The following is a 24,719-nucleotide window of genomic DNA, read 5'->3' as shown; positions in this document are numbered from 1 at the left end:
CGTCAGGTCCGCCTCAAACAAGTTGAGCCCAACTTCAGGGAGCTTCCCCGCATGAACCACCCCACGCACCTTCGGACGGACCACCTCAGCGAATCCTTCGGGATCACCAATACGCTGTCTGGATTCAGCTGGACGCCGCCGCAGGGCACGGTCCGGCAGGTTGCCTACCAGCTGGCAGCCAGCAATGGCTGGGACACCGGCCGGGTGGACGGCGGCACGCACGGCTTCGTGCCGTACGGCGGCCCCGCCCTCGGCTCCCGGGACCGCTTCGACTGGACGGTCCGGACCTGGAACGTGGCCTCTGACGGCACCGAAGTTCTGTCCGCCTGGTCCGAGCCGATGGCCGTGGAACTGGGCCTGCTGCACCCGGAGGATTGGACCGCGCAGTGGATCGGCCCCGACGAACCGGCGGTTCCGGAACCGGGGGAGCGTCCCGGACATGCTCTGTCAAAAACCTTCACGCTGGACGCAGCCCCCGCAAAGTCGCGCTGCTACGCCACAGCCCACGGCATCTACGAGCTCTTCATCAACGGCGTGCGGGTGGGGGACCAACAGCTCACACCGGGCTCGACGAGTTACCACAGCACGCTCCAGGTCCAGGCCTTTGATATCGCCCGCATGCTCCGGCCCGGTACCAACACCGTCCGGGCCGTCCTCACCGACGGCTGGTACCGCGGCACGTTCGGGTACACACGCGACGCCGACATGTACGGACCGCAGACGGCCTTCCTGGCTCAGCTGGAGCTGGAGTCCGGCGGACAACGGACAGTCGTCGGCACCGACGGCTCGTGGGACGTTTCCGCGACGGAGATCGTCAGCGCCGATCTCATGGCCGGCCAGCGAGTAGATTTCCGCCGCGGCCACGGGGCAACCGGGCACGCAGTCCTCCGCGACGGCAGCTTCACCACCCTCACCGGCCCCGTGGCGCCCCCCACGCGCATCGTGGAAGAACTCAGCCCGGTATCCATCACGCGACTGGCCAACGGCAACCAGATCGTGGACCTGGGCCAGAACATCAACGGCTGGATCCGCCTGAGCCGGCTTGGCGCCCCAGGGAAGACTGTCACGATGGTGTACGGCGAAGCCCTGGGCGCTGACGGCGACGTCACCCAGGAACACCTCCGTCCCCACGATTTCCGCAATCCGGGGCAGTTCCTCGGCGCCGGACAGGTGGATTCCGTGGTGGCATCTGGCGCCCCGGGCGAGGTCTTCGAGCCGCGCCACACCACCCATGGCTTCCAGTACGTCGCCGTGCAGGGCCTGGACGCAGACCTGGAACCGGCGGACATCGTGGGCTGCATGGTCCAGACCCAGCTGGAACGCCTGGGGACTTTCAACTGCAGCGACGACCGGCTCAACAGGCTGCACGACATTGTGGAGTGGAGCTTCCGCGGCAACGCTTGTGAAGTTCCCACCGACTGCCCGCAGCGGGAAAAGGCAGGCTGGACCGGCGACTGGCAGCTGTTTGTACCCACCGCCGCCTACCTCTTCGACGTGGCAGGTTTTACGGCGAAGTGGCTCAGGGACGTGAGGACCGATCAGTGGGACAACGGAGTGGTGGTCAACATCTCTCCCTCGCCGGGACCGGAGGTAACCAGTGCCGAATTCATGGCCTTTACGAATGGGTCCTCAGGGTGGGGGGATGCGGTGGTCATGGTGCCTTGGGAGATCCATCTCGCCACCGGTGACACCGGCATCCTGGAACAGAACTGGGAGGCGATGGAACGCTGGCTCGGCTTCATCCGCAGCGCCGCGGAGGGCAACCGGCACCCGGCCAGGGCAGAGGCCCACGCCATGCCGGCCCCGCATGAGCAGTATCTCTGGGACACCGGCTTCCATTTCGGGGAATGGATGGAACCGGGTGGCCCGGCGCCGGACCTATTCGCCTCTCGGTCTGCCGACAACGGCATCGTGGCCACCGCCTACTACCGGCACTCCTCCGCCATCATGGCCAGGATTGCCGCCGTCCTGGGCAAGGGGGACAAAGCCCGGGAACTTGGGGAGCTCTCCGGTAACGTCCGCCGCGCGTGGCAGCGGGAATACCTGCGGGCCGACGGAACAGTCGACGGTGGCACGCAGGCCAACTGCGTGCGCGCGCTGGCCTTTGACCTGGTTCCGGACGGCGGCCGGCCGGCGGTGGTCAAGCATTTGGTCACGCTCGTTCGCGACGCCGGCACGCACCTGGGCACCGGCTTCCTGGCCACCCCCTACCTGCTGCCTGTGCTCGCCGATAACGGACAGCCGGACCTCGCCTATGAACTGCTCATGCAGGACTCCGAACCCTCCTGGCTGGTGATGGTGGACCGCGGTGCCACCACCATGTGGGAAGCCTGGGACGGAAGAGGCGCGGACGGAACAACGCGCCAGTCGCTGAACCACTACAGCAAGGGCGCCGTGATCTCGTTCCTGCACCGCTACACGGCGGGCCTGCGCCAGGCACCCGGGAACGCGGCCTACAAACGGATCATCATCGAGCCCCGCCCCGGCGCCGGGATCACCTCCGCGGCCACGTCGCACCGGGGCCCGCAGGGCCCCATCGAGGTCAGCTGGGCAATTGACGACGGCGAGATCACCCTCATTGCGACCGTCCCGCCCGGCACCACAGCGGAAGTCCGCCTCACCGGCCGGCCGAACGCCGTCGTCGGGCCCGGAACCCATACCTTCACCGCCCCTGCCGGCGGCAATGACCACCAGCCCCAACTTGCAAGGAGTGCATCATGACCCCGGACGCAGCCACAGCCACGGAAACCACCCCCGTCGAAACAGGTCAGGCGGCACCGGCCGGGCTGCCGGCCCCGGCCTTCCCGGCGTTCCTGCCCCCGGGCGCGGCCGAAGTCGTGTCGGAAAACTCTGCCGTCCACCGCGAAGTCAGCTACGCGATCGCTATCGGCTTCCGCCGGCTCGCCATGGATATCTGGCTGCCCCGCAACGCTGCCGGGACGCCGGTGCCGCTGGTTGTCTGGATCCACGGCGGCGCGTTCCAGCTGGGAGACCGCCGCGAGCTGCCGCCTACCTTCGCCCCGGACTCAGTGTTCCGCCTGCTGAACGAAGCCGGTATCGCGTGCGCCACCGTGGACTACCGCCATGCCCTGGAGGCGCCGTTGCCGGCGCAGCTGCACGACCTCAAGGCCGCCGTCCGGTACCTCCGCGAACACGCAGACATGTTGGGGATCGACGCCGGACGGATCGGCGCGTGGGGCGAGTCGGCCGGCGGGCATCTTGCCGCCTTGCTGGGACTGACTGGCGCCAGGAAGGACCTCGAGGGTGGCCTCGGAGTCCAAGGGCACTCCAGCGCCGTGAGCGCCGTCATCGACTTCTACGGGGTGTCCTCGCTGCCGGACATGCCGGCCATGAACATTCCCCCGGGCATGATGACCGGGCCGTTGAGCGCGGCGGTGCCGGACGGCATGACCCTCGAGCCCGGCCCCATGCTGGTGGGCGGCACCGCCGACGCCGCCCTGCTGGCCGCAGCGAGTCCGCTGGGCTACGTCACCGCGGACGCGCCGCCGTTCCTGCTGGTCCACGGCGACAGCGACGGCCTGGTTCCGCTCTCCCAAAGCCAACTGCTCGCCGCCGCGCTCGATGACGCGAACGTCCGCAACGAACTCATCACCATCCGGGGCGGTGACCACTGCTTTTTCGGCGCCGAAGGCCAGCTGGACCGGATCCTCGGCTCAGCGGTGGCATATTTCGCCCACGAGCTTTAGCGACAAGCTCAATTTCCGGCGGTAGCATTCCGCTATGCCTATCGCACGCTTCCCAGGTCTCGTCATTGATTGCCCCGACGCCGCGGTCCTCGCGGGTTTTTACGGCGCCCTGCTGGGCTGGCAGGTGAAGGTCGACGGTGACTGGGCCGAAATCCGCCCTGACGACGGCAGTAACTGCATTTCGTTCCAGCAGGTGGACGGCTACCGTGCCCCGGAATGGCCTGGCCAGGAAGTGCCACAGCAAATGCACCTGGACCTGATGGTGCAGGACCTGGATGAAGGCGAAAAGGTCGCCGTCGAGCTGGGGGCCACCAAGGCCGACTCGCAGCCGGGCACCAGCTTCCGGGTATTCCTCGACCCGGCCAGCCACCCCTTCTGCCTCTGCGTGGACTAAACAACTCGCCACGCCCGGTTGGCGTCGGCAGCCGCCGGGTAGGCCCAACAAGGCACTCCATGCACAGGGTTTCCAGTCAATGAAACTTCGCTAGCGGGCGCATTGCCGTTCCCGGGACGCTGGGGAAAGCCCTAGAGCTTCCTCCAACTGATGAATCGAGCCGACGTTGACTCCCAACACCCTTCGTTTCCCGTCCCAGGACCACGCCCGCGCGGGGACCGCCGTTCCCTCCGCCGTCCGATTCGAACACCACGAGGAGCCCTTCGGCATCGGCGAAGACCGCCCCAGGCTCTCCTGGCAGGTCACCACCGACGGGACCGGGTGGGTCCAGGCCGCCTACGAACTCCAGCTCGGCCCCGATGAGGCCGGCCTGACAAGCTACGGCCGCACCGAGACCAGGGAGCAGCTCCTGCAGCCCTGGCCCGCACCGCCGCTGGAGAGCCGCCAGCGCGTCGCCGTCCGCGTCCGTGTCTGGGGCAACGGCGGCGGCGCGCCCTCCGAATGGAGCCCCGTTGCCTACGTAGAGGCGGGATTACTGAACGCGTCCGATTGGCAGGCAGCCATGATCCGCCCGGCCTGGGACGAGGCCAGCGACGCCAACGAGCCGGCAGCGCGCCTGAGCCGGACGTTCGAAGTGGCCGGGCCCGTGGCGTCCGCCCGGCTCTACGCCAGCGCCCACGGCGTCTACGTGGCGCACATCAACGGCCGCCGCGTGGGCCGGGACATCCTGACCCCGGGCTGGACCAGCTACCACCACCGCCTGCGCTACCAGAGCTACGACGTCACTGAGTATCTCCGGCCAGGCACGAACGTGATCGGCCTTGAGTTCGCGGACGGCTGGTGGCGCGGCAATCTGGGCTTCCAGGAGAAGCGCAACACGTACGGCAACCGCACCGCCGTGATCGCCCAGCTGGAAATGACCGACGGCGGCGGGGCAGTGAGCGTGATTGGCTCGGATGCGTCGTGGCTGGCGGGGCGGGGGCCGGTGCTGTCGGCAGACCTGTACGACGGCGAAACGTTCGATGCGCGGCTCCGGAGCCGTGGCTGGGCTGAGACCGGAGCGGAGACCGGCGCGGGCCCCGACTTGCTTCAGCCCGCCGTCGTAGTTGACGGCTTCGATCCTGCAGTCCTGGTCGCACCCGACGGTCCGCCCGTCCGGGCCACCGACGAGTTGCCGGTCAAAGCCGTGCTGGGAACGCCGTCCGGAAAGACCATTCTGGACTTTGGCCAGAACCTGGTGGGCCGGGTGCGTTTCAATGTGAGCGGTGCGGCCGGCACCGAGGTGGTGCTGCGGCACGCCGAGGTTCTGGAGCACGGCGAACTCGGCGTCAGGCCGCTGCGCGTCGCCAAGCAGACCGACCGCTACATCGTGCGAGGCGATTCGGGCGGCGAGAGCTGGGAGCCGGAGTTCACCATCCACGGGTTCCGCTACGTGGAGGTGAGCGGCTGGCCAGGTGTTGTGGATCCGGACGCGTTCACCGCCGTCGTGATCCACTCGGACCTGCGGCGAACGGGCACGTTCGAATGCTCCGATCCGATGCTGAACCAGCTCCACTCGAACGTGGTGTGGGGGATGCGGGGGAACTTTGTCGACGTGCCCACGGACTGCCCGCAGCGCAACGAGCGCCTCGGCTGGACCGGCGACTTCCAGATCTTCGCCGCCACCGCGTCCTTCCTGTACCGGATCCCCGGCTTCACCACGTCCTGGCTCAAGGACCTCGCCGCAGAGCAGGGGACTGACGGGCCGCCGCCGCTGGTGGTCCCGGAAGTGGTGGCCGAAAAGCCGCCATTCCCGGACCGCCCGGTGATGGCCGCGTGGGGTGATGCAGCCGTGCTTGTTCCCTGGGTGCTGTACCAGCGGACGGGGGACCTCGAGTACCTCCGCCGGCAGCTGCCGGGAATGATCGCCTGGCTGGAAGCCGCGGCCCAGGCCGCCGGCCCGGAGCTGCGCTTTGAGCACGGCTTCCAGTTCGGCGACTGGCTGGACCCGGCCGCACCGCCGGACTCGCCCGGCGACGCCCGCACCCCCTGGCAGCTCGTGGCACAGGCCTACCTGGCTTACTCGGGGTCGGTGGCGGGCGAGGCTGCCGGACTGCTGGGCCACGACACGGAATCGGAACGGTTGCGCGAGCTGTCCGCCCGGTCCCGGGCGGTGTTCCGGGAACGCTACCTTAATGACGAAGGCCGGCTCCGGCCGTCCACGCAGACGGCCTACGCGGTGGCACTGCGCTTCGGACTCCTCGAACCGGCCGAACACCCTGCCGCGGCCGCCCGGTTGGCCGACATCGTGGAAGCCGACGGCTACCGCATCGCCACCGGGTTCGTGGGAACTCCGCTGGTCTGCGACGCGCTCAGCGATGAAGGCCACACGACGGCGGCATACCGCCTGCTCCTCCAGACCGAGTGCCCGTCATGGCTGTACCCCGTGACAATGGGCGCCACCACTATTTGGGAACGCTGGGACTCCATGCTCCCGGACGGCAGCATCAATGAGGGCGAAATGACTTCTTTCAACCATTACGCCCTGGGTGCCGTGGCCGATTGGATGCACCGCACTGTGGCCGGCTTGGCACCAGCTGAACCCGGGTATCGGAAACTCGCCATCCGGCCTAGGCCCGGCGGGGGGCTGGCGTGGGCCGCTGCCCGGCACGAGACCCCTTACGGCGAGGCTGTGGTCCGGTGGGAGCTGGACGGCGACGTGTTCTTGCTGTCCGTGTCGGTCCCGGCCGGCTGTACCGCCGCGGTGTACCTGCCCGACGGCGGGACCACCGGCGTCGAGGTCGGTTCCGGGACGCATTCGTTCAGCTGTGCAGTTCCTGAAGCCGCAACCGAGGGCGCCCGCGAGCCGGTGTTTCAGCCATGAGCCTGGATGTGGAGCTGGCCGGCCTCATGCACCACGTGGCTGAAGCCGGCTCCTTCGCCGATCTCCTCGCCGATCCTGCCGGGATGCAGCGGCTGGCGGCGTTCAGCGGCGCGGATCTGCCCTACACGGCCCCTGCCGTACCGATCCGCTCGGTGGAGGCGCCGGGGCCCAACGGACCCGTGCCCATCCGGATCTACGGCCCCGGCATCCTTCGGCTGGACGGTGACCGGGGTTCCGCGGCGGGGAATGCGTCCGGGGCCGCCCTGCCCGGCCTGGTGTGGCTGCATGGCGGCGGGTTCGCCGGAGGGACGCTGGACATGCGGGAGGCCGACCAGGTCGCCCGGGAACTAGCTGACCGGACCGGCGGCCTGGTGTTCTCCGTCGACTACCGGCTGGCCGGCGACGGCGTCCACTTCCCGGTCCCGCACGAAGACGCGCTCGCGGCGTGGATCTGGGCGGCAGCCCACGCCGAGGGCCTTGGCGTGGCCCCGGGAAACCTGTGCCTTGGCGGGGCCAGCGCCGGCGGGAACCTCGCCGTCGGCGCCGCCATGTATCTCAAGGACGCCGGACTCGCACTGCCCGCCAAGCTGCTGCTGGCGTACCCGTTCCTGCACGCCGCGCTTCCCCCTCTGAAGCCGGCCGCGGTGTCCGACGGCAGGGTGCTTTCCAGCCTGCCGCGGATCCTGCGCTTCACCGAGGACGACTGCCAGGCAATGGTGGAGAACTACATCGGCGGCCCCGCCGGGATGGCGTCCTCGTATGCCCTGCCCGGCCGTGCCGATCCTTCGGGGCTCCCCCCGGTGGCGGTCATCGCCTGCGAATACGATGACCTGCGTCCGTCGGCTGAGCTCTTCCGGGAATCGCTCCGCGCGGCCGGCGTCCAGGTGTCCTTCCGGCTGGAAGCGGGGGCGACGCACGGGTACCTCAACCACTCGGCGGCGCTGGGGATCGTGCAGCAGGGGCTGGCATTCCTTGCGGCGGAACTGGCCTCGGCAAAGCCCTTTCAATGATTGAAATCCGCGGTTTGCGCCGGTCCGGTGATCCGACAGTCTTAGGGGAGACGCCGGGCATCACGGAACCCGTGCACAAGCCAAGCGGCGCAGGAAAACGGATGGAGTCGACGATGACGGAAGGTCGCGTGCTGAGCGGCATCGAATTCGCCCGCGCGGGTGACGACGGTTCCCGCCCGCTGTTGCTGGACCTCTACCTTCCCGGTCCTGAGGGCGGGGCGGCTCCCCGGCCGGCGGTGGTCCATTTCCACGGGGGCGGCTGGCGCATGGGGGAGCGGTCTTCCCTGGGCCCGGTCCTGGACGGATTCGGCAACAGCGCCTTCCAAACGTTCACTGACACAGGATTCGTGGTGGCATCGGCGGACTACCGGCTTAGCCAAGAGGCGCATTTCCCGGCCCAGCTGCACGACGCGAAAGCCGCCGTCCGCTGGCTGCGGAACCATGCCGCCGACTACAACGTGGACCCGGAGCGGATCTACGCGTGGGGCGACTCCGCGGGCGGCCATCTCGCCAGCCTGGTGGGTCTCACCACCAATGCCGACGGCGTCAATGCCGGCGATGCCGTCGCCGCGGTGGCAGCCTGGTACCCGCCCACGGACCTGGGCAGGATGGCCGAACAGAGCCTGCCGGGCGCCGTTGCCAGGGCCAACGATCCCGGATCCAGGGAGGAACTCCTTGTCGGTGCTGTACTGGCCGACGAGCCGGCGAAGGCGTCTGCGGCGAGCCCCATCAGCTACGCCAGCCGTTCGGCACCGCCGTTCTTCCTGGCCCACGGAACCGCCGACCGCTTCGTTCCGCCCGCCCAGTCGACGTCCCTAGCGGCGGCGCTGGAAGCCGCCGGAACCGACGTCGAACTGCTCCTGATCGAGGACGCGGACCACATGTGGGTACTGCCCGATCACAGCCCGGCCGCCGCGGAGAAGGCCATGGACGCCACCGTCGACTTCTTCCTCCGCCAGGCCCAAGTCCCCTGACAGAGCCCTCCCCGCGAAGCCAGTGCGGGCCCCGGTCTGACCCGGGCAGCTTTGCCCTGCCAATTTTCCACGATCACCAGTTCCCTCACCCGCCCGTCCGGGCGGAACCTGAAAGGCCCTCCACATGCAGTACATCGGCATCACCCACGACGGCGCGGCCTGGGTTGCGGCCCTGGCCGACAGCCGGGTCTACCCGCTGGCTCCGGTCCAGGATTTCTGGGCGGATGCCGCCGGCTGGCAGGAAAAGTCCCTGTCCCTGACGGCCGGCGGCGCGTCGCTGACCCGCGCGGACGTCACCGAAGTCCCACTGGTCCCGCCCACCGCCCGCGTGATCTGCGTGGGATTGAACTACCGCGCCCACGCCGCCGAGGGTTCCTTCTCCGTGCCCGAGTACCCCACGCTGTTCGGCCGGTGGACCGCGTCCCTGTCGGTCGGCAACGTCCCCGCGCCGGTGCCCGCCGGCGAGGCCGGACTGGACTGGGAAGGCGAAGTCGCCGCCTACGTGGGCCGGCGGGTCGAATCCGCGGACGAAGCCACCGCCGCGGAAGCCGTCTTCGGCTACTCCACCTTCAACGACCTCACCGCGCGGCGGGCCCAAAAGCTCACCGCCCAGTGGACCCTGGGCAAGAACGGCGACTTCAGCGGCCCCCTCGGCCCGCTGGTCAGCCGCGACGAGGCCGGGGACCTTCGCGAGGGATTGCAGGTCCGGACCCGGGTCAACGGCACCGAGGTCCAGAACGGCAACACCCGGGACATGATCTTCTCCGTCCCGGCCATCATCGCCCTGATCAGCCAGACGATGACCCTGCATCCCGGTGACGTCATCGCCACGGGAACCCCGGAAGGGGTCGGCTACGTCCGGACCCCGCCGTGGCTCCTGCAGCCCGGCGACACGGTCGAAGTGGAAATCGACACCCTGGGAACGCTCACCACGCCCGTCGGCGGGCCGTCACTGCGGGCCCGGGCCTGATGACCGCCGTCAACAACGCGGCCCTCGGCGACCTCCCGGACCGGGTGCCGGTGCTGATCGCCGGCGGAGGACCCAGCGGGCTCTTCCTGGCCCTGGACCTCGCGCACCGCGGCATCCGCAGCCTCGTCATCGAGCCGAGGACCACCATTGACCAGGACCGGCCGCGCGCCAAGACCACGAACGCCCGCACCATGACGCACCTGCGCCGCCTCGGGCTTGCCGACAAACTCCGCGACGCCGCGCCGCTGCCGGTCGCCTACGCCCAGGACGTCATCTTCTGCTCCGCCCTCACCGGCCACGAAGTCACCCGGTTCCGCCAGGCCTTCCAGCTCGTCCCGGGCCGGTATGGCCCCCAGCCGGAATGCGGGCAGCAGGTCCCGCAGCCCGTCATGGAGGCCGTGCTCCGGGAGGCCGCCGCCGAATCCCCGCTCATCACGCTGCTGACCGGCCTGAGCGTGGAAGACCTGGACATCAACCAGGGCGGCGGCACGCCGGGCCCAGGCCGGCCGCGCTTCGGCTCGCGCGTGGCGGTGTCCGACGCAACCGGGCGGCGCAAGGCCGTGGACTGCAACTTCGTAGCCGCGGCCGACGGCGGGTCCTCCACTGTGCGCCGCCGGCTGAACATCCGCCTCGCCGGGGGCTCCGCCGAGCTCTCCAACATCAGTGTCCTGTTCCGTTCCGACACCCTCGCCGCCGCGATCACCCTGGACCCGGCCGTCCAGTACTGGGTCCTGGGACCCGAGGTTTCGGGCATGGTGGGGCCGCTGGACCTCGGCAGCACCTGGTGGGCCATCATCCAGGGCGTGGACGGCAGCGGATCACCCGACGCCGGACACCTGGTCCGTTCGCTCGTCGGGGCCGACGTCGACGTCGAGGTCATCGCCACCGACCCCTGGACGGCGCGCATGCTGCTCGCCCCGGGATACGGGCACGACGGCGTGTTCCTGATCGGGGACGCGGCGCACCTGAATCCGCCCTGGGGCGGGCACGGGTTCAACACGTGCATCGGCGACGCCGCCAACCTGGCCTGGAAGATCGCCGCCGCCTTGGAGGGCTGGGCCGGCCCGGCCCTGCCCGGCAGCTATGAGCTGGAGCGCCGGCCCGTCGCGGCCCGGACCATCCGCGACGCCGCCGCCAACGGCAAGTCGCTGGCCTACCACTTCGCGGACCCGGCCCTGGGCCGGGCTGATGCGGACGGCGAGGCAGCCCGGCGGGTCGCCAAGGATGCGCTGGCCGTCAAACAAAGCGAGTTCGACTCGCTGGGACTGGTGCTGGGCTACACGTACGGCTCCTCGCCTCTGGTGGTCCCGGACGGCCTGTCCGTCCCCGCCGAGGACCCCGTCAGCTACGTCCCCTCCGCCAGCCCGGGATCGCTGCTGCCACACGCCTGGCTCGACGCGACAACGTCGCTCTACGACCTGCTGGGCAGCGGCTTCACCCTCCTGGTGGACCGCGACAGCCTGGGCGGCGCGGCCGCCGGGCAGGCCTACGCGGCGGTCCTGGCCGCCGCCGCGATCCACAAAATCCCGCTGTCCGTCGTCGACGTCGGACCCGACCAGGACGGAACCCCGATGACCACGCACTGGCAGGCCGCCGCGGTGCTGGTCCGCCCGGACCAGCACGTCGCCTGGCGGGGGACCGACCCCGTGGGGGCCGCCGCGGCCATTGGCGTGGCCGCCGGCTGGCCGCTGGCAACACCATCCGAAGACCCCGACAGGAGAACACGTGTCCGTGCCGTCCTTCCGTGACTATCTCTACCCGCCCGACCACCCGCGGGTGGCGCAGATCCGTGGCCTGGATGCCCGCGGCTATGCCGAGGCGGCAAAGACCGATCCCTTCGCGGGTCCCATGATCCAAGGCTGGGCCGCCCAATACCCCGAGCCTTTCACCGGGGTGACCAGCGACGGGGTCCGCCGGGACGGGCTGTACCCCCTCGAGACGGCGCCGGCGGGGGAGGAGGCGCCGGCGGCCGCCATGACGGCCGCCGCCCGGGACCTGCTGGCACGACTCACGCCGGCCCAGGCCGAACAGCTCCGCTACGGGGTGGACGCGCACGAATGGCAGAGCTGGGCCAACCCGGAATTCCTGCAACATGACACGGGCCTGCGCCTGGACGAGCTGGACCCGGACGTGCGCGAACAGATCCTGGCCGTCGTGGCGGCGAGCCTGAGTCCGGCCGGCTACGGGCTGGTCCGTAACCTGATGCGGATCAATGGATTCCTGGGCGACCTGGTGGAGCTGCCGGAGCTGATGAACGAGTTAAGCTACAACTTCGCCCTCTACGGTGACCCGTCGGAGACGTCCCCGTGGGGCTGGCAACTCTTCGGCCACCACGTGGCGCTCAACGCCCTGGTGGCCGGGACCCAGCTGGTGGTCTCGCCGGTGTTCCTCGGCGCCGAACCGGACGTCATCGACGCCGGCCCGCACCAGGGCGTGGCCGTTTTCAAGGAGCGGATCGCCTTGGCGCGGCGCCTCATGCAAGCCCTGCCCGGGCCGCTGCGGGACGAGGCCACGCTTTTCGAGGACATGCAGGACCCGGCCATGCCGGAGGGCAGGCTGCACCCCGGGGACGAACGTCACCTGGCCGGCTGCTTCCAGGACAACCGCGTGATTCCCTACGAGGGAATCCCGGTCAGCGCGATGCCCGCCGCGGCACGCGCGATCCTGGACCAGCTCGTGGCAGACTTCATCGCGTTCCTCCCCGACGGGCCGCGGACCGTCCGCCTGCGGGAAATCGCGGCCCACTGGGACGAAACCTGGTTCTGCTGGATCGGCGGATGGGAGGCGCAGGACGCCTTCTACTTCCGCCTGCAGAGCCCCGTGCTGGTCATGGAACTGGACCACCACACAGGCGTCTTCCTCAGCAATGACACCCCGGCCCCGTTCCACATGCACACGGTGCTGCGCACCCCGAACGGCAACGACTACGGGCGCGAGCTGGTGCGCCAGGCTCTGAACGGACACGCGTCATGAACCGCTGACAAGCCGTCCACCGACGCGAATGGCCCGGAACCCTCCGCGGGGGTTCCGGGCCATTCGTGTGGGACCTGCAGCCGGACCGGAAAACCGGGCCAGATGCCCAGGTCCGCCTAGATGTCCAGCGCAGCCCTGCGCTGCGGCGGGGGACCCACCACGGTCAGGTCCATCTCGGCCTGGGCCCGGCCGAAGCCCTCCATGTCCATGTAGGGCTCGCCGCCCTCGGTGTACATGTAATCCTCCGTGGGCTTGTTGAAGTACTCGAAGAAGCCGTTGAAGACCGACGGCGTCAGGAACCCGACCATCTGGGTGTTGTGGGAATCGAAGGCGAAGGAGTGGATGGTCCCGGCCGGGGCGTGGAGGAAGTCGCCCTTGGTGAGCAGCACTTCGCGGCCGTTGGCGTAGATCCACATCCGGCCCTCGGTGCAGAGGAAGTTTTCCGTGTGCTGCTCGTGGAAGTGCAGCGGAATGTAGGGGGACTTGGCGCCCTTGGTGTGGACGGCGAAGTAGTTCGCTCCCGTGTTCGCCGGCCGGGACAGGTACGTGAACATGGTCTGGTAGCTGACCATCCGCTCGCCCTCGCCCGCACTGAGGAAGTACGGGCTCTGAGCCGCCGGCAGCCCGGCGTCCTGCCGGAAAGACGGTGCCACCCGTTCGACGTCGGGGAACGTGATGCCGAATTCGGCGCCCACCGCCGCGCACTCCTGCAGGCTGGGCTTCCGGCCCGGGGTGACAGGTGGGACGTGCGAATCGATGGGTGTGCCGACGCGTTCGTAGTAGGCCTCGGCGCCGCCCGGTGTCATCCAGTTCAGGAACCGGGTGTAGTGGCTAGCCATCCGGTACGCGTGCGGGGTTCCCGGCGGGATCACCACGGAATCCCCGGGAGTCAGGATGCGGCTTTCGCCCGGCAGCCAGACGTGCAGGATGCCGTCGAAGACGTACAGCGTTTTGTGTTCCACCGCGTGGCTCACAAACGGTGATTCGGCCCCCATGCCGCCGGAGATGTAGGCGGCGCTGAAAATGCCGCCAGTGTCTGCCGCCCGGGCGACCACCGTGACCAGCTGGCCGGCGATCTCATAGCGGGCGCCTTCGCCCGACGCCATGTAGTACGGGACGGCGTCGCCCGGCAGCACATTCGCCAACGGGAGCTCTTTGTTCATTTCCTCAACGCTGAGGGACATCGCATCCTTCTTTCCTGTCTGTGGAGCGCGGGCTGCCCCCAAGACTGCCCCTGATTCTCCGCCGCGGCGACCTCCATTTCCAATGGATGAAACACTTCTGTCCGTCGCTCCGGGCTGTTGGGCGCCGGGAAGCCGTTGGCGGCGGCCGGCGGGCGGTCAGGGGTAGGCGCCCGCGGCCATTCGCCGATACGGTCCAAAGTCCCTGTTTTGGTGTCAGTACTCCCGGCTAGTCTTGCGTGAGGCGCATGGCGGTCCGTAATGCGAGCCGGTGCGCCTCCAGCCAAGAACAATGGGGGGTACGTTGTCCAACGATTCAGTCATGACCTGGCTTCCCGGCGACGCAGGCCGCACCGCGGCAGCCGAGCCTTCAGAGCGGAGCGAGGCCGTCGGCCCCTCCTGGGACCGCGTCATCCCGCAAGGATCTCCCGGCGTCAGCCGCGGTGACTACTGCCGCGACCATTGGCCGCCCCTGTAGGGGTACCGCTGAGGCGGCAGTGTTCCTGCCCGCGGAGGACCCAGACGGCGGTTGCCCGCGCACGGCTGTTGGCTTCTATTTACCTGGGATTTACGTGACTTGCCTTGTGGGCGTTCCACGGCCGCAGCGAGACTTTAATGACGGGCTGACATCATCCGTTCAGCCTCAGGGACAAACCAATCCAGCGGGCAGCAGCGACGCTTTCCCCTTCACCCCGTGGCAATGATGCCCGGACGGGGAGCCCGCGAACCGGGAGGATCGTCATGGCCGGCACATTTGAACTCTTCGTTGACGCTGATGCCTGCTTCAGGTTTCGGCTCAGGGCACCGGACGGGGCAGTACTGGCCGTGTCAAAGGGCTTCGCGGACAAGCCGGCAGCGGTTGCCGGCATCACCGCGGTGCGCGAGTATGCCGGCATGGGGCTGATCAGTGATCTGTGCCCGGAGCCGCCGGCAAGTCCGGCGGCACCGCGGCCGAGAAGCACTCCGGCGCCGGTGCCCGGCGTCGACCGGCGGGTGCACGACAACGACCTCCGGATCCGCGCCCGGGCCCTCCGCCGCCCGGCGCACGGGCCGGGCGCGGTAGGCGTCGGCTGATCCGGCAGGGCGCACGGCGACCCGGCCGCGGCAGACCGGCCCACGCGGACGTTGGGTGGCCAGGGGCGCCGCTACGGGTCCATTCCGGCGTGCACCGGAACGAACTCGATCTTGTTCGCTGGCTGGACCGTTTTCTTGGGGGCCCGCGAGAACCCCTTGGCATCCAGGTGGTTCTGCGCCCGGTACTCCGCCAGGGCCTCGTCGTAGATCCCGTTGAGGCGGTGCCCGGAATAGACGTGTTCTGAGCCGTCCGTGAACGTGATGCTGATGAGCGACTTTTCCGGGAAGTGCCGGTTCATGCGGATGAACCCCTCGGCGTCTTGCTTGAGATTGATCATGTGGTTCCCACTTTCGTGATCGAGTTGATCCAGTCTCCCGCCTTCGCTGTGACTAAACCAACCGGCCACGGCCAGCCGGCTGCCTCCATCGGTTCAGGCCACCCTGCTCGATCGGGATGGGGGCGTACCCCTATTCGGGGGCATACGCGTCCACCGCCTGCTGCAGCACCGGGCTGAAGCGGTCCCAGGAATCGGCCGGCGTGGCCACAACCAGGACGCTGCTTCCCCGGGTTCCTGCAACGAGGCAGGCTATTTCACGGTAATTGTGGGCACCGATCCGCGTTACATAGGTGTCTTCCACGCAGGAACCGGTGCCTCCCCGGAACCCCATTCCGGCGCGGTACTGCAGCCGGCTCGCGGATGCGGCGTTCTCGCCTCTGAGATGGGCCAGCCGGAATTCGGGCCAATTGGCCAGCGACTCGTCGCCCTGTTGCGGCGTGGCATTGAGATAGATATGGAGGTCCCCGTCGGGTGCGGTGACGGTCGCGGACACGCTGCCGGGGTCGCCCGGCACGGGAGCGGCATCAGGTGGGATGGCCAGCACGGCTGTCGTGTCCGGAAGCTCCAGCGGCTGCCATCCTGCCGGGGCCGGTCCGGGACGGAACCACGCGAACGGGGTGGGGCCGGAGGCAGGCGCCGCCGTCTGGTTCCCGGCCGGACTGCCGCACGCGCCGAGGGCCAAGGCCGCTAGCGCCGCCGGCACCCCGAACAGGAGCCCCCTGCCGGGGCCCGGCCCAAGCGCCCCGTGGCTGCTACTTGTTGCCGTCACCGTCGTCCGGTCCTCCGTTGTTGTCGGCATCATGATCGTTTCCGGCAGGCACCCGGGCGGGCGGCGGAACCATGGGCCGCGGCGCCGGTGGAGCGACGCGCCGCGGGGCGGGCGCCGGCGGCCGGATCATGGGCGCCGGGGCGGGCGGCGCAATGTACCGTGGCGGGGCCGGCGCAACGGGCGGGGCAACATACCGTGGCGGCGCCGGCGCAACGGGCGCGGCAACGGTCGACGGCGGAGCCGCGTTGCTGGCGGGGTCCTTGGGCGACGGTGAGGGGTTCCCCGTCGCAGGAACTGACGGGACTGTGTAGGGGGCCGGTGCCGGCGTCGCTGTGTGCCCGCCGAAGCAGGCCCCCAGCAGCAGGATGGCGCCCAACGCCGCGGCGGCAGTCGCCGGGCGAAGAATCCTCATTGTGCTCTCCTTAGGGATGGCCGGCCAGGGGCGGCCGGACCTGTCCCTACAACGGTTCCGGCAGCCTGCAGGTTCAACACGGACTGCGGCCATTGACCGCGCCGGGCGCAAGTGAACTGTTTGCCGCCCGGCGTCGTCCTACCTCCAAGGAGGCGGAAATGTCCGATCAGGAGGCCGAGTTACTGCGATCGCTGCAGGAGGCTTACGGCCCGGCGCTATGGCGGTTCGTCATGGGAATGACGCGTGACAGCGCCCTGGCGGACGACGTCGTGCAGGAGACGCTGATCCGCGCGTGGAAACACCCGGCGATTCTGCAGCGCCCGGAGCCGGCGGTGCGGGCCTGGCTTTACACGGTCGCCCGCAATCTCGTCATCGATGACCGGCGCAGCGCCCGCCGCCGGCACGAAACGGCAACCGACCAGCTGCCAGAGATTCCGGAGGCGGACCGGGTCGACAGGATCCTGGACGGGTGGCTTGTCTCGGATGCGCTCGCCGGGCTGTCCGCCGAGCACCGGGCCGTCGTCATTCATTCGTACTATTTGCGGGAGACGACCGCCGAGATCGCGCAAAATCTTCAACTGGCCGAGGGAACAGTGAAGTCGCGCCTGCACTACGCGCTGAGGGCGATGAGGCTGGCCCTTCAGGAGGGAGGCGTGACGCCATGAACCGGAACGGAACCGATGAGTACCGGCGCTGGGATGCCGCGTACGTGCTGGGATCCCTCGTCTCCTCTGAGCGGCACGAGTTCGAGGAGCACCTGTCCGGCTGCGCTGGCTGCAGGGCCGCCGTCGCCGAACTTGCCGGACTGCCGTCGCTGCTGGCAGCACTCTCACCCGAGGAAGCCCAGTCCCTCGGGCGGACTGACGGCGAACGGCGGACACCGACGTTGCAGCCCGGACTGGCGCGCAAGGTCCAGCGCGGCCGCCGGCGCACCCGCCTGGCTGTCGCCGGGATCATGCTGGGCGCCGCTGCCGCCGCGGGCGCGGTTTACGTTGAGGTCACGGCCTCCCCGCCCCCGGCTGCCCAGATCCAGGCCGCATCCGCGACGGCCCTGAACTTCACCCCGGTCGCCGACAGTGCCATGGTGGCCACCGGATCCCTGACCACGCAGCCGTGGGGAACGCAGATCGACTGGCAGTGCACGTACACGCCGTCCCCGGCCGACTATGCTCTGCCGGGCGGTCTCCGCGCGCCGGAGGAGTACGGATTGGTGATTCTCGACTCCCGCGGCGCCACCACCCAGGTGGCCACCTGGACAGCAACGCCGGGGACAGTGGCGACACCGACGGCCACCACAGTTGTCCCGAGAGCCGATATCCGCAGCATTGAAATCCGTGCCGTCGCGAGCGGCAAGACGCTCCTGGCCGCGCACCCGTAGCGCCGGCACACCCGCGTGCACGAACGGGGCCGCACCCGTGCCCGCGCCGGCGGGGCGCCGGCGGGTGGATCAGCGGCGCGGCGCCGGATGGATGGCCAGGACTCCATTGCAGGGACAATGGAGGCGTGACTTCCGCGAACACACCCCTGGACCCAGCCTGCGCGAAGGGGCTCTTCGACCTCGACGCCATCGGGGCTGGCCTGGCTTTTGCGGAATCGCTGGGAGCCCTCGCGGCGGCATTGCACGCCGGTGGTGCGGGGGCGTCCGCGGTGGTGCAGGCGCCTCCCGGCACAGGCAAAACGACGCTGGTGCCGCCGCTGCTCGCAAACATCGCCGCCGGCGGGAGGGGCCGGCGCCCGCGGATCGTGGTCACCCAGCCGCGCCGCGTCGCTGCCCGTGCGGCCGCCCGGCGCCTGGCCGCCCTGGACGGCACCCGGCTCGGCGACCGCGTGGGCTACACGGTCCGCGGGGAACGCCAGACCGGCCCCGGTACTGTGATCGAGTTCGTTACCCCCGGCATCCTGCTTCGCCGCCTCCTCGCGGACCCGGGGCTCGAGGGCACGGACGCCGTGATCCTCGATGAGGTCCACGAACGCGGGCTGGAGACCGACCTCCTCGTTGGCATGCTCGCCGAAGTCCGCCAGTTGCGCGGCGACCTCGCCCTGATCGCTATGTCGGCCACCCTCGATGCCCCCCGCTTCGCCGCCTTGATCGGAGACACGCTGATCGGTGAGGCGGCGGACGGAAACGACGACGGCGGCGGCCCGGCACCGGTCATTGACTGTCCGTCCGTGCTCTTTTCGCTGGACGTGGAATGGGCCCCCGCGTCGGCGCCGCGGCTGGATGAGCGGGGCGTGGCCCGGGCCTTCCTGGACCATGTGGCCGACACGGCAGCGGCCGGGCATGCGGCCGCGCTGGCTGGCGGACGGGACGTGGACGCCCTGGTGTTCGTTCCCGGCGCGTGGGAGGTTTCCTACGTGGCGGCGCGGCTCCGTGGCCGGAGCCGCGCCGAGGTTCTGGAACTCCACGGCCAGGCCCCGGCGGCGGAGCAGGACCGCGCCGTCTCCGGGCGTGAGCCCGGCGGGGCTGCCCGGATCATCGTTTCCACCGCACTCGCCGAGTCCTCCCTCACTGTTCCGGGCGTCCGGCTGGTCATCGATTCCGGGCTGTCCCGCGAGCCGCGGCGCGACGCCGGCCGCGGAATGTCCGGCCTCGTGACGGTGTCCTGCTCCCGGGCGTCCGCGGACCAGCGTGCCGGCCGTGCCGCACGCCAGGGCCCGGGCACGGTGATCCGCTGCTATGACCAGAGGGCCTTTGGTGCCGCGCCGGCGCACCCGACGCCGGAGATCGCGGCAGCTGACCTGACCGGCGCCGCCCTGGTCCTGGCCTGCTGGGGAGCCCCCGGCGGCCGGGGACTTGCGCTGCCGGACACGCCGCCCCGGGCCGCGATGGACGAGGCCGTCGAAGTGCTGCGGGAACTCGGCGCCGTCACCGCGGACGGTCACGCAACCGAGGTGGGCAAGACCCTGGCCCGGGTCCCGACTGACCCCCGCCTTGCCCGCGCCCTGCTGGACGGCGCCGCGACGGTGGGCTACCGCACGGCGGCCGAGGCCGTCGCCCTGGTGTCGGGGGACCAGCGCGCACCGGGCGCAGACCTCACCAGACTGCTTGCCGCGCTGCGGACGGGCCGCGATCCCGGATCCCGGCGCTGGTCGGAGGACGTCCGGCGGATGGAATCAATCGCCCGGCAGGAATCCACCGGTGGCGGGCACCAGAAGCCATCCCGCGCCGCGCCGGTTGCGTCTGCTGGGGCCGTTGGTGCCGCGGAGGCCGTCGGGTTTGTCGTCGCCCTGGCCTTTCCGGACCGGGTGGCGCGCCGCGTTCCGGGCCAGGGGCCGGCACAATACCTGCTGACCTCCGGAACCCGGGCCGGGTTGCCGGCCGGCAGCGCCCTGTCCGGGCACGAATGGCTGGGAGTGGCCGAAGTGTCCCGCGCACAAGGGCGCGATGCCGCGGGGACCGGTGCCGTCATCCGCTCTGCGGCGCCGCTGACGGCGGACACCGCAGAGGCCGCCGCCGGCAACCTCCTGAGCGACACGCTGCAGGCGCGGTTTAGCCAGGGCCGGGTCTCGGCCCGGCGGGAGCGCCGCCTGGGCGCGATCGTGCTCTCGTCCACCCCGGTACGGCCTCCTGCGCAGGAGGGCCGCGCAGCTGTGGCCCGCGCACTGGCCAGCGAGGGGCTGGCCACCATCGGATGGTCGAACGCGGCGGACGGCTTGCGCCGCCGTCTTGCCCTGCTGCACCGGGAGCTGGGCGGGGCATGGCCCGACGTTTCCGAGCCCGCGTTGCTGGCCCGGCTTCAGGACTGGCTGGCCCCGGAGCTCGCGGCGTTGGCCGGCGGGGCATCGACGGGCGGGATCGACCTCGCCGGCCCGCTGGGCCGGCTGCTGCCGTGGCCCGAGGCGGCCCGGCTGGGCGAACTGGCACCCGAGTCGCTGGCGGTCCCCAGCGGATCCCGGATCCGGATCGACTACCCGGACGCCGCAGACGCCACCGGCCGGCCCGTGGTGGCCGTCAAGCTGCAGGAGTGCTTTGGCTGGGCGGAGACGCCGCGGCTGGCCGACGGGCGCGTGCCGGTGCTGTTCCACCTGCTCTCGCCGGCCCGCCGGCCCCTGGCCGTGACGGACGATCTCGCGTCCTTCTGGTCCGGGCCCTACGCCCAGGTCCGGGCCGAAATGCGCGGCCGCTATCCGCGGCATCCGTGGCCTGAAGACCCGTGGACCGCGCCCGCGACGGCCCGGACCAAGCCGCGGAACTAACGCCTGACCAGCTGCCCGGCGCTGCCAACTGACCACTCGCGCCGCGCGGTCAACAGGGGCATGATGAAGGAGCACGACGCCGGCGGGCCTCCGGACCCGCGGGACGACGGGCAAACAGGCCGGTCAACCGGGCCGGGCAAACCTGCCCGTCAAACAAAAAAATCAGCCACGCGATGAAGAGTGATGGCCATGCACCTTGCGTTCGTCTCCATTCCCGCCTACGGACACGTCAACCCGACCCTGCCGCTGGTGGCGGAGCTCGTGGTCCGGGGGCACAGGGTCACATACTTCACGTCCGCCGACTTTGAACCGCTGATCCGCAAGGCCGGCGCGGACTTTCACGCGTCCGGCGGGAACTGGATGGCATCGATGCCTTCCTTGGGGCCCGGGCAGAGGGCGCAGGCGCACCTCATGCTGCCGATCATGCACCGCGTGTTCGAGGACCTCAGAACCAGCTTTCCGGCGCTGGTCGATCAACTCCGCCAGGACCCGCCGGACGCCATCTGCTTTGACGCGATGACGCTCAGCGGCAGCATGGCGGCGGAAAAGATCGGCGCCCCGGCCATTGCCCTCATGCCCACCTATGCCACCAACGAGCACTTCTCGCTGAGATCGCTGATGCCTGCCCCGCCACCGGACGGCGCCGATGAGATGGCCAAGGTTGCCCTGGCCATGGGCCGATTGCTGGCGGAATTCGCGGCCGGGCAGGGCGTGCGGACACCGCGGATGTTCGATGGTCCGCCTGCGCCGTTCAACATCGTGTTCCTACCCCGCGAATTCCAGCCCATGGGGGCGACCTTCGATGACCGGTTCCGGTTTGTGGGTCCCAGCGTCGGCGGCCGGGACACCGACGGCGAATGGGAGCGTGAGGGAACGGGACCGCTGTTGTTCATCTCGCTGGGCACCACCCCGCTGAACCGCCGGCCGGACTTCTTCCGGATGTGCCTTGACGCCTTCGGCGGAAGCGAGTGGGACGTCGCGATGGCCGTCGGGGACCAGACCAGCATGGCCGATCTCGGAACGATTGCGCCGAACATCCGGGTCCGGCCGGTCTTCCCGCAGTTGCAGGTACTGCGCCGGACCGCCGTCTTCATCACCCACGCGGGCATGAATTCGACCATGGAAGCGCTGTATTACGCCGTCCCAATGGTGGCCGTGCCCCAGCAGCCGGAACAGGCGGCCACCGCCCGCCGGCTGGAAGAACTGGGTCTTGGCCTGCGCCTTGCGCCGGAGGACGTCGGGTCCGAAGCGCTCCGGGCCGCGGTCACCGCGGTCCATACGGACGCGCAGGTCCGGCGCAACCTGGCCGCGATGCGTGATGTTGTCCGCAGCGCGGGAGGGGCCGTGGCCGCCGCCGACGCCATCGAGGCGCGCGTGCAGCACGGGGCGGGCCGGTTCGGCGACGTCGGTTAGGCCGGGCCGTGACGCCAGACCGGTCAGGGGAGCGCGGCCGCCGGATTATCGCCGTGTGTCTTCAGGAATTCGGCGACCGTCGCCGCCAGTGACGCCCCCGCCTCGTCGGCACTGCGCTTCGCGCCGGCAACGGCAAAGGAGTGGTCCCCGCCCTCGCGCCACTCCACGGTCGCGGACGGCCCGATTTTGGTCGCCACGGCCTCCAGCAGTTCCGGGGTGGCGAACGTGTCCCGCGTGCCCTGCAGGAAGAGCATCGGCAGCGTCAGCCCATAGAGGTGCTCGTCGCGGAGCTTTTCCGGTTTCCCCGGCGGGTGCAGCGGGTAGCCCAGATAGACCAGCCCGGCAGCCGGCATGCCTTCCGCCACGGCCATTGAGGCCATGCGCCCGCCGAACGATTTCCCGGCGGCCCACAACGGCCGGCCCGCGGAACGGGATGCGGCGGCGGCCATGGCCGCCCGCCAGGTGGCGATGGCAGCCGGCGGCCGGTCCGGGAATTTTCGTCCTGCCTCGCGGTAGGGGAAGTTGAAGCGCAGGGTGGCGACGCCGAGTTCGTTCAGGGCGCGGGTGAAGCCCACAAGGAAGGGATGGTCCATTCCCGCCCCGGCGCCGTGGGCAACAACCAGGGTTGCGAAGGAGTCCTCGGGGCCGGCAAAGACGCCCGACACTGCGGCGTCGCCGACGTCAAGGGTGATCGGGAGCTCGGGCGTTGTCATGTGTCCATCATGCCCGGTGGAGGATGTTCCGCTCTTCAACTGTCCCCGCCGCCGGGGTAGGTTGTCCCCATGGCCAAGGAAGAAGTCCATCTCACCGTCAGCGGTCCGCACGGCGACCGGGAGTTGCGGGTGTCGAGCCCGGCGAGGGTCGTCTGGCCCGGCCTGGGACTGACCAAGCTGGACCTGGCCCGGTACATGGTGGCCGTCGGGGATGCCTTCCTGGCGGCGAACGGGGACCGGCCGGTGACCCTCCAGCGGTTCAAGGACACGGTGGACGGCGAGCAGTTCTTCTCCAAGAACCCGCCCAAGGGTGCGCCGGATTTCATCCGTTCGGTCGACGTCGTCTATCCCAGCGGACGCTCGCATCCCCAGCTTGTCATTGACGAAATCGCCGCCGCGGTGTGGGCGGTGCAGATGAATACGGTGGTCTTCCACCCCTGGCCCTCCCGGGCCGGAAATCCGGACAATCCGGACGAGTTGCGGATCGACCTCGACCCGCAGCCGGGTACCGGGTTCGCCGAGGCCGTTCCGGTCGCGATGGAGCTACGCCGCTTACTCGCGGAGGCCGGGCTGGATGCGTTCATCAAGACCTCAGGAAACCGGGGGCTCCATGTCTTTGCACCGATCGAGCCGACCCGGGAGTTCCTGGATGTGAGGCATGCAGTCATCGCGGCGGCGCGCGAACTCGAGCGGCGCCTGCCCGACCAGGTAACCACCGCCTGGTGGAAGGAAGAACGCGGCGCCCGCATCTTCGCCGACTTCAACCAGGCGAACCGTGACCGTACGATAGCGGGGGCCTACAGCCCGCGTGCACTCGCCACTGCCACCGTGTCGTGCCCAATCCGCTGGGAGGAGCTCGAGTCCGCCGATCCGACGACCTTCACGATCGTCACCGTGCCGGAACGGCTCAAAGCCACCGGCGATCCGTGGGAGGGCATGCATTCGGGCGGCGCGGGCACCGTCGATCTCCTCCTCGAATGGTGGGACAGGGATATCGAGGCCGGGCTGGGGGAGATGCCGTTCCCGCCGGACTTCCCGAAGATGCCCGGGGAACCGCCGCGGGTGCAACCCAGCCGCGCGCGCAACAGCGGCTGAGGCTGCCCGCGCGGACAGGCAACAGCCGCCGGCCCATCCGTGACCGCGCCCGCATCGAATTACCGGCATGAGCAAGTCGGAGAAGAAGAACCTGCGCTATTGCGACTACTACTGCTTCATGTCGCTGAAGGACTTCGCGGCCTGGGTGGACGCCGACGACGACCGGGAACCCGCCATGTCCTACGCCGTGACCCCTACCAGGTGAGTTCCTGGGCCTTTATTTCGTAGTGTCCGTCCCGTTCGGTGAACGTGGCCCGGTACCCGCGTTTGACACCGTTAACCACCATCTGGCAATCGGTATGCGTGTTGACCTTGATATCCGGGAAGTTCTTGCACTCCACTTCGGAGATCGTGACGCCAGGGTCCGTGGGTTTGGCGCGGGCCTTGATCCGCTCGGCCAGAACCTTGCCGCTGGTCTGCGGATCGAAGACCACCACCGACGGCGGGGCCGTCACCGTGGTTGTGGGGCCCGGTATGGCCGGGGGAGCGCCGCAACCCGTCATCAGGAGCGCCGCGCCCAGGCTTGCTGCACATGCAGTTCTGAATAAGTTCATCGTCGATCAAGTCCGTCCGACGCCCGACCACAGGGCTACCCGAGACCCAGGCTGCCAGACCCAACGATGCCCGGACGGGCTT

The 24,719-nt window shown here is 69.7% G+C and carries 23 protein-coding genes; 18 read left to right on the top strand and 5 right to left on the bottom strand.

Translation table 11 applies throughout. The annotated features are described in order from the left end of the window. Nucleotides 1–51: 51 nt before the first annotated feature. The 9 genes from ARTB_RS04085 (at nucleotide 52) to ARTB_RS04045 (ending at nucleotide 12,891) form a co-directional block, all read left to right on the top strand. Complete coding sequence (locus ARTB_RS04085) at nucleotides 52–2,721, top strand: alpha-L-rhamnosidase (RefSeq protein ID WP_243177820.1); 2,670 nt, start codon at nucleotides 52–54, stop codon at nucleotides 2,719–2,721. Then, nucleotides 2,718–3,707, top strand: coding sequence for an alpha/beta hydrolase (locus tag ARTB_RS04080; RefSeq protein WP_243177819.1), 990 nt, complete (start codon nucleotides 2,718–2,720; stop codon nucleotides 3,705–3,707). Before ARTB_RS04085 ends, ARTB_RS04080 begins: the two co-directional genes overlap by 4 nt. Before the next feature lie 34 nt (nucleotides 3,708–3,741). Further along, the gene (locus ARTB_RS04075) at nucleotides 3,742–4,101 is read left to right on the top strand and encodes a VOC family protein (protein ID WP_243177818.1); all 360 of its coding nucleotides are present in this window, start codon (nucleotides 3,742–3,744) and stop codon (nucleotides 4,099–4,101) included. Between the two features lie 166 nt (nucleotides 4,102–4,267). Next, nucleotides 4,268–6,964 (top strand): glycoside hydrolase family 78 protein, encoded by a 2,697-nt coding sequence (locus tag ARTB_RS04070; protein WP_243177817.1) that lies wholly within the window; start codon nucleotides 4,268–4,270, stop codon nucleotides 6,962–6,964. Then, nucleotides 6,961–7,974: an alpha/beta hydrolase fold domain-containing protein gene (locus ARTB_RS04065; protein WP_243177816.1), complete on the top strand. Its 1,014-nt coding sequence runs from the start codon at nucleotides 6,961–6,963 to the stop codon at nucleotides 7,972–7,974. The genes ARTB_RS04070 and ARTB_RS04065 overlap by 4 nt, the downstream gene beginning before the upstream one ends. Before the next feature lie 113 nt (nucleotides 7,975–8,087). Then, nucleotides 8,088–8,948: an alpha/beta hydrolase gene (locus ARTB_RS04060; RefSeq protein WP_243177815.1), complete on the top strand. Its 861-nt coding sequence runs from the start codon at nucleotides 8,088–8,090 to the stop codon at nucleotides 8,946–8,948. Between the two features lie 124 nt (nucleotides 8,949–9,072). Beyond that, nucleotides 9,073–9,918 (top strand): fumarylacetoacetate hydrolase family protein, encoded by an 846-nt coding sequence (locus ARTB_RS04055; RefSeq protein ID WP_028276770.1) that lies wholly within the window; start codon nucleotides 9,073–9,075, stop codon nucleotides 9,916–9,918. Next, complete coding sequence (locus ARTB_RS04050; RefSeq protein ID WP_243177814.1) at nucleotides 9,918–11,666, top strand: FAD-dependent monooxygenase; 1,749 nt, start codon at nucleotides 9,918–9,920, stop codon at nucleotides 11,664–11,666. Before ARTB_RS04055 ends, ARTB_RS04050 begins: the two co-directional genes overlap by 1 nt. After that, nucleotides 11,644–12,891 carry a DUF3500 domain-containing protein gene (locus tag ARTB_RS04045; RefSeq protein WP_243177813.1) on the top strand — a complete coding sequence of 416 codons (1,248 nt, stop codon included), beginning with the start codon at nucleotides 11,644–11,646 and terminating at the stop codon, nucleotides 12,889–12,891. Before ARTB_RS04050 ends, ARTB_RS04045 begins: the two co-directional genes overlap by 23 nt. Before the next feature lie 116 nt (nucleotides 12,892–13,007). On the opposite strand, the gene ARTB_RS04040 is transcribed toward ARTB_RS04045, so the two are convergent. After that, nucleotides 13,008–14,075 carry a quercetin 2,3-dioxygenase gene (locus ARTB_RS04040; RefSeq protein WP_243177812.1) on the bottom strand — a complete coding sequence of 356 codons (1,068 nt, stop codon included), beginning with the start codon at nucleotides 14,073–14,075 and terminating at the stop codon, nucleotides 13,008–13,010. A 319-nt stretch (nucleotides 14,076–14,394) separates the two neighbouring features. On the opposite strand from ARTB_RS04040, the gene ARTB_RS04035 reads away from it, so the two are divergent. Together ARTB_RS04035 and ARTB_RS04030 are read left to right on the top strand one after the other, a co-directional pair. Then, a complete protein-coding gene (locus tag ARTB_RS04035; RefSeq protein ID WP_243177811.1) occupies nucleotides 14,395–14,550 on the top strand; it encodes a hypothetical protein in 156 nt (51 codons plus the stop codon). A 263-nt stretch (nucleotides 14,551–14,813) separates the two neighbouring features. Next, the gene (locus ARTB_RS04030; protein ID WP_243177810.1) at nucleotides 14,814–15,146 is read left to right on the top strand and encodes a YegP family protein; all 333 of its coding nucleotides are present in this window, start codon (nucleotides 14,814–14,816) and stop codon (nucleotides 15,144–15,146) included. Nucleotides 15,147–15,217: 71 nt separating this feature from the next. On the opposite strand, the gene ARTB_RS04025 is transcribed toward ARTB_RS04030, so the two are convergent. Continuing rightward, a complete protein-coding gene (locus tag ARTB_RS04025) occupies nucleotides 15,218–15,484 on the bottom strand; it encodes a hypothetical protein (RefSeq protein ID WP_018772760.1) in 267 nt (88 codons plus the stop codon). Nucleotides 15,485–15,614: 130 nt separating this feature from the next. Next, the gene (locus ARTB_RS04020; RefSeq protein ID WP_243177809.1) at nucleotides 15,615–16,286 is read right to left on the bottom strand and encodes a hypothetical protein; all 672 of its coding nucleotides are present in this window, start codon (nucleotides 16,284–16,286) and stop codon (nucleotides 15,615–15,617) included. A gap of 38 nt (nucleotides 16,287–16,324) precedes the next feature. Here ARTB_RS04020 and ARTB_RS04015 point away from each other — a divergent pair, with 38 nt between their 5' ends. The 5 genes from ARTB_RS04015 to ARTB_RS03995 all read left to right on the top strand — a co-directional run bounded on the left by ARTB_RS04015 (nucleotide 16,325) and on the right by ARTB_RS03995 (nucleotide 22,275). After that, nucleotides 16,325–16,564: a hypothetical protein gene (locus ARTB_RS04015; protein WP_243177808.1), complete on the top strand. Its 240-nt coding sequence runs from the start codon at nucleotides 16,325–16,327 to the stop codon at nucleotides 16,562–16,564. Nucleotides 16,565–16,823: 259 nt separating this feature from the next. Beyond that, a complete protein-coding gene (locus tag ARTB_RS04010) occupies nucleotides 16,824–17,330 on the top strand; it encodes a sigma-70 family RNA polymerase sigma factor (RefSeq protein WP_028276775.1) in 507 nt (168 codons plus the stop codon). Then, complete coding sequence (locus tag ARTB_RS04005) at nucleotides 17,327–18,043, top strand: anti-sigma factor family protein (protein ID WP_243177807.1); 717 nt, start codon at nucleotides 17,327–17,329, stop codon at nucleotides 18,041–18,043. Before ARTB_RS04010 ends, ARTB_RS04005 begins: the two co-directional genes overlap by 4 nt. A 125-nt stretch (nucleotides 18,044–18,168) precedes the next feature. Continuing rightward, nucleotides 18,169–20,862 carry an ATP-dependent helicase HrpB gene (gene hrpB / locus ARTB_RS04000; RefSeq protein WP_243177806.1) on the top strand — a complete coding sequence of 898 codons (2,694 nt, stop codon included), beginning with the start codon at nucleotides 18,169–18,171 and terminating at the stop codon, nucleotides 20,860–20,862. A 189-nt stretch (nucleotides 20,863–21,051) separates the two neighbouring features. Further along, the gene (locus tag ARTB_RS03995; RefSeq protein WP_243177805.1) at nucleotides 21,052–22,275 is read left to right on the top strand and encodes a macrolide family glycosyltransferase; all 1,224 of its coding nucleotides are present in this window, start codon (nucleotides 21,052–21,054) and stop codon (nucleotides 22,273–22,275) included. Nucleotides 22,276–22,298: 23 nt separating this feature from the next. On the opposite strand, the gene ARTB_RS03990 is transcribed toward ARTB_RS03995, so the two are convergent. After that, the gene (locus tag ARTB_RS03990; RefSeq protein ID WP_243177804.1) at nucleotides 22,299–22,988 is read right to left on the bottom strand and encodes an alpha/beta hydrolase family protein; all 690 of its coding nucleotides are present in this window, start codon (nucleotides 22,986–22,988) and stop codon (nucleotides 22,299–22,301) included. Nucleotides 22,989–23,057: 69 nt separating this feature from the next. Here ARTB_RS03990 and ligD point away from each other — a divergent pair, with 69 nt between their 5' ends. Both ligD and ARTB_RS03980 read left to right on the top strand, forming a co-directional pair. Further along, entirely contained in the window at nucleotides 23,058–24,083 is a 1,026-nt protein-coding gene (gene ligD, locus ARTB_RS03985; protein WP_243177803.1) for a non-homologous end-joining DNA ligase, read from the top strand. Nucleotides 24,084–24,150: 67 nt separating this feature from the next. After that, nucleotides 24,151–24,288, top strand: coding sequence for a hypothetical protein (locus ARTB_RS03980; RefSeq protein ID WP_243177802.1), 138 nt, complete (start codon nucleotides 24,151–24,153; stop codon nucleotides 24,286–24,288). Here ARTB_RS03980 and ARTB_RS03975 read toward each other — a convergent pair. Further along, complete coding sequence (locus ARTB_RS03975) at nucleotides 24,278–24,538, bottom strand: hypothetical protein (protein WP_243177801.1); 261 nt, start codon at nucleotides 24,536–24,538, stop codon at nucleotides 24,278–24,280. The genes ARTB_RS03980 and ARTB_RS03975 overlap by 11 nt on opposite strands. Nucleotides 24,539–24,719 lie beyond the last annotated feature (181 nt).

Source organism: Arthrobacter humicola, from assembly GCF_022803015.1.
GTDB classification, from domain to species: Bacteria; Actinomycetota; Actinomycetes; order Actinomycetales; family Micrococcaceae; genus Arthrobacter; species Arthrobacter humicola_A.
Note: the sequence above shows the minus strand (reverse complement) of the source record. Positions and strands in the feature narration are given on the sequence as shown.

Excerpts from the sequence above, each read along its gene's own strand:
- ARTB_RS03980 (WP_243177802.1), top strand. The coding sequence starts at position 24,151 with ATGAGCAAGTCGGAGAAGAAGAACCTGCGCTATTGCGACTACTACTGC.
- ARTB_RS04025 (WP_018772760.1), bottom strand. The coding sequence starts at position 15,484 with ATGATCAATCTCAAGCAAGACGCCGAGGGGTTCATCCGCATGAACCGG.
- ARTB_RS04060 (WP_243177815.1), top strand. The coding sequence starts at position 8,088 with ATGACGGAAGGTCGCGTGCTGAGCGGCATCGAATTCGCCCGCGCGGGT.
- ARTB_RS04010 (WP_028276775.1), top strand. The coding sequence starts at position 16,824 with ATGTCCGATCAGGAGGCCGAGTTACTGCGATCGCTGCAGGAGGCTTAC.
- ARTB_RS03995 (WP_243177805.1), top strand. The coding sequence starts at position 21,052 with ATGCACCTTGCGTTCGTCTCCATTCCCGCCTACGGACACGTCAACCCG.
- ARTB_RS04040 (WP_243177812.1), bottom strand. The coding sequence starts at position 14,075 with ATGTCCCTCAGCGTTGAGGAAATGAACAAAGAGCTCCCGTTGGCGAAT.
- ARTB_RS04005 (WP_243177807.1), top strand. The coding sequence starts at position 17,327 with ATGAACCGGAACGGAACCGATGAGTACCGGCGCTGGGATGCCGCGTAC.
- ARTB_RS04075 (WP_243177818.1), top strand. The coding sequence starts at position 3,742 with ATGCCTATCGCACGCTTCCCAGGTCTCGTCATTGATTGCCCCGACGCC.
- ARTB_RS04035 (WP_243177811.1), top strand. The coding sequence starts at position 14,395 with ATGACCTGGCTTCCCGGCGACGCAGGCCGCACCGCGGCAGCCGAGCCT.
- ARTB_RS04080 (WP_243177819.1), top strand. The coding sequence starts at position 2,718 with ATGACCCCGGACGCAGCCACAGCCACGGAAACCACCCCCGTCGAAACA.
- ARTB_RS04065 (WP_243177816.1), top strand. The coding sequence starts at position 6,961 with ATGAGCCTGGATGTGGAGCTGGCCGGCCTCATGCACCACGTGGCTGAA.
- ARTB_RS04050 (WP_243177814.1), top strand. The coding sequence starts at position 9,918 with ATGACCGCCGTCAACAACGCGGCCCTCGGCGACCTCCCGGACCGGGTG.
- ARTB_RS04085 (WP_243177820.1), top strand. The coding sequence starts at position 52 with ATGAACCACCCCACGCACCTTCGGACGGACCACCTCAGCGAATCCTTC.
- ligD (WP_243177803.1), top strand. The coding sequence starts at position 23,058 with ATGGCCAAGGAAGAAGTCCATCTCACCGTCAGCGGTCCGCACGGCGAC.
- ARTB_RS03990 (WP_243177804.1), bottom strand. The coding sequence starts at position 22,988 with ATGACAACGCCCGAGCTCCCGATCACCCTTGACGTCGGCGACGCCGCA.
- ARTB_RS04055 (WP_028276770.1), top strand. The coding sequence starts at position 9,073 with ATGCAGTACATCGGCATCACCCACGACGGCGCGGCCTGGGTTGCGGCC.
- ARTB_RS04020 (WP_243177809.1), bottom strand. The coding sequence starts at position 16,286 with ATGATGCCGACAACAACGGAGGACCGGACGACGGTGACGGCAACAAGT.
- ARTB_RS04015 (WP_243177808.1), top strand. The coding sequence starts at position 16,325 with ATGGGCCGCGGCGCCGGTGGAGCGACGCGCCGCGGGGCGGGCGCCGGC.
- ARTB_RS04030 (WP_243177810.1), top strand. The coding sequence starts at position 14,814 with ATGGCCGGCACATTTGAACTCTTCGTTGACGCTGATGCCTGCTTCAGG.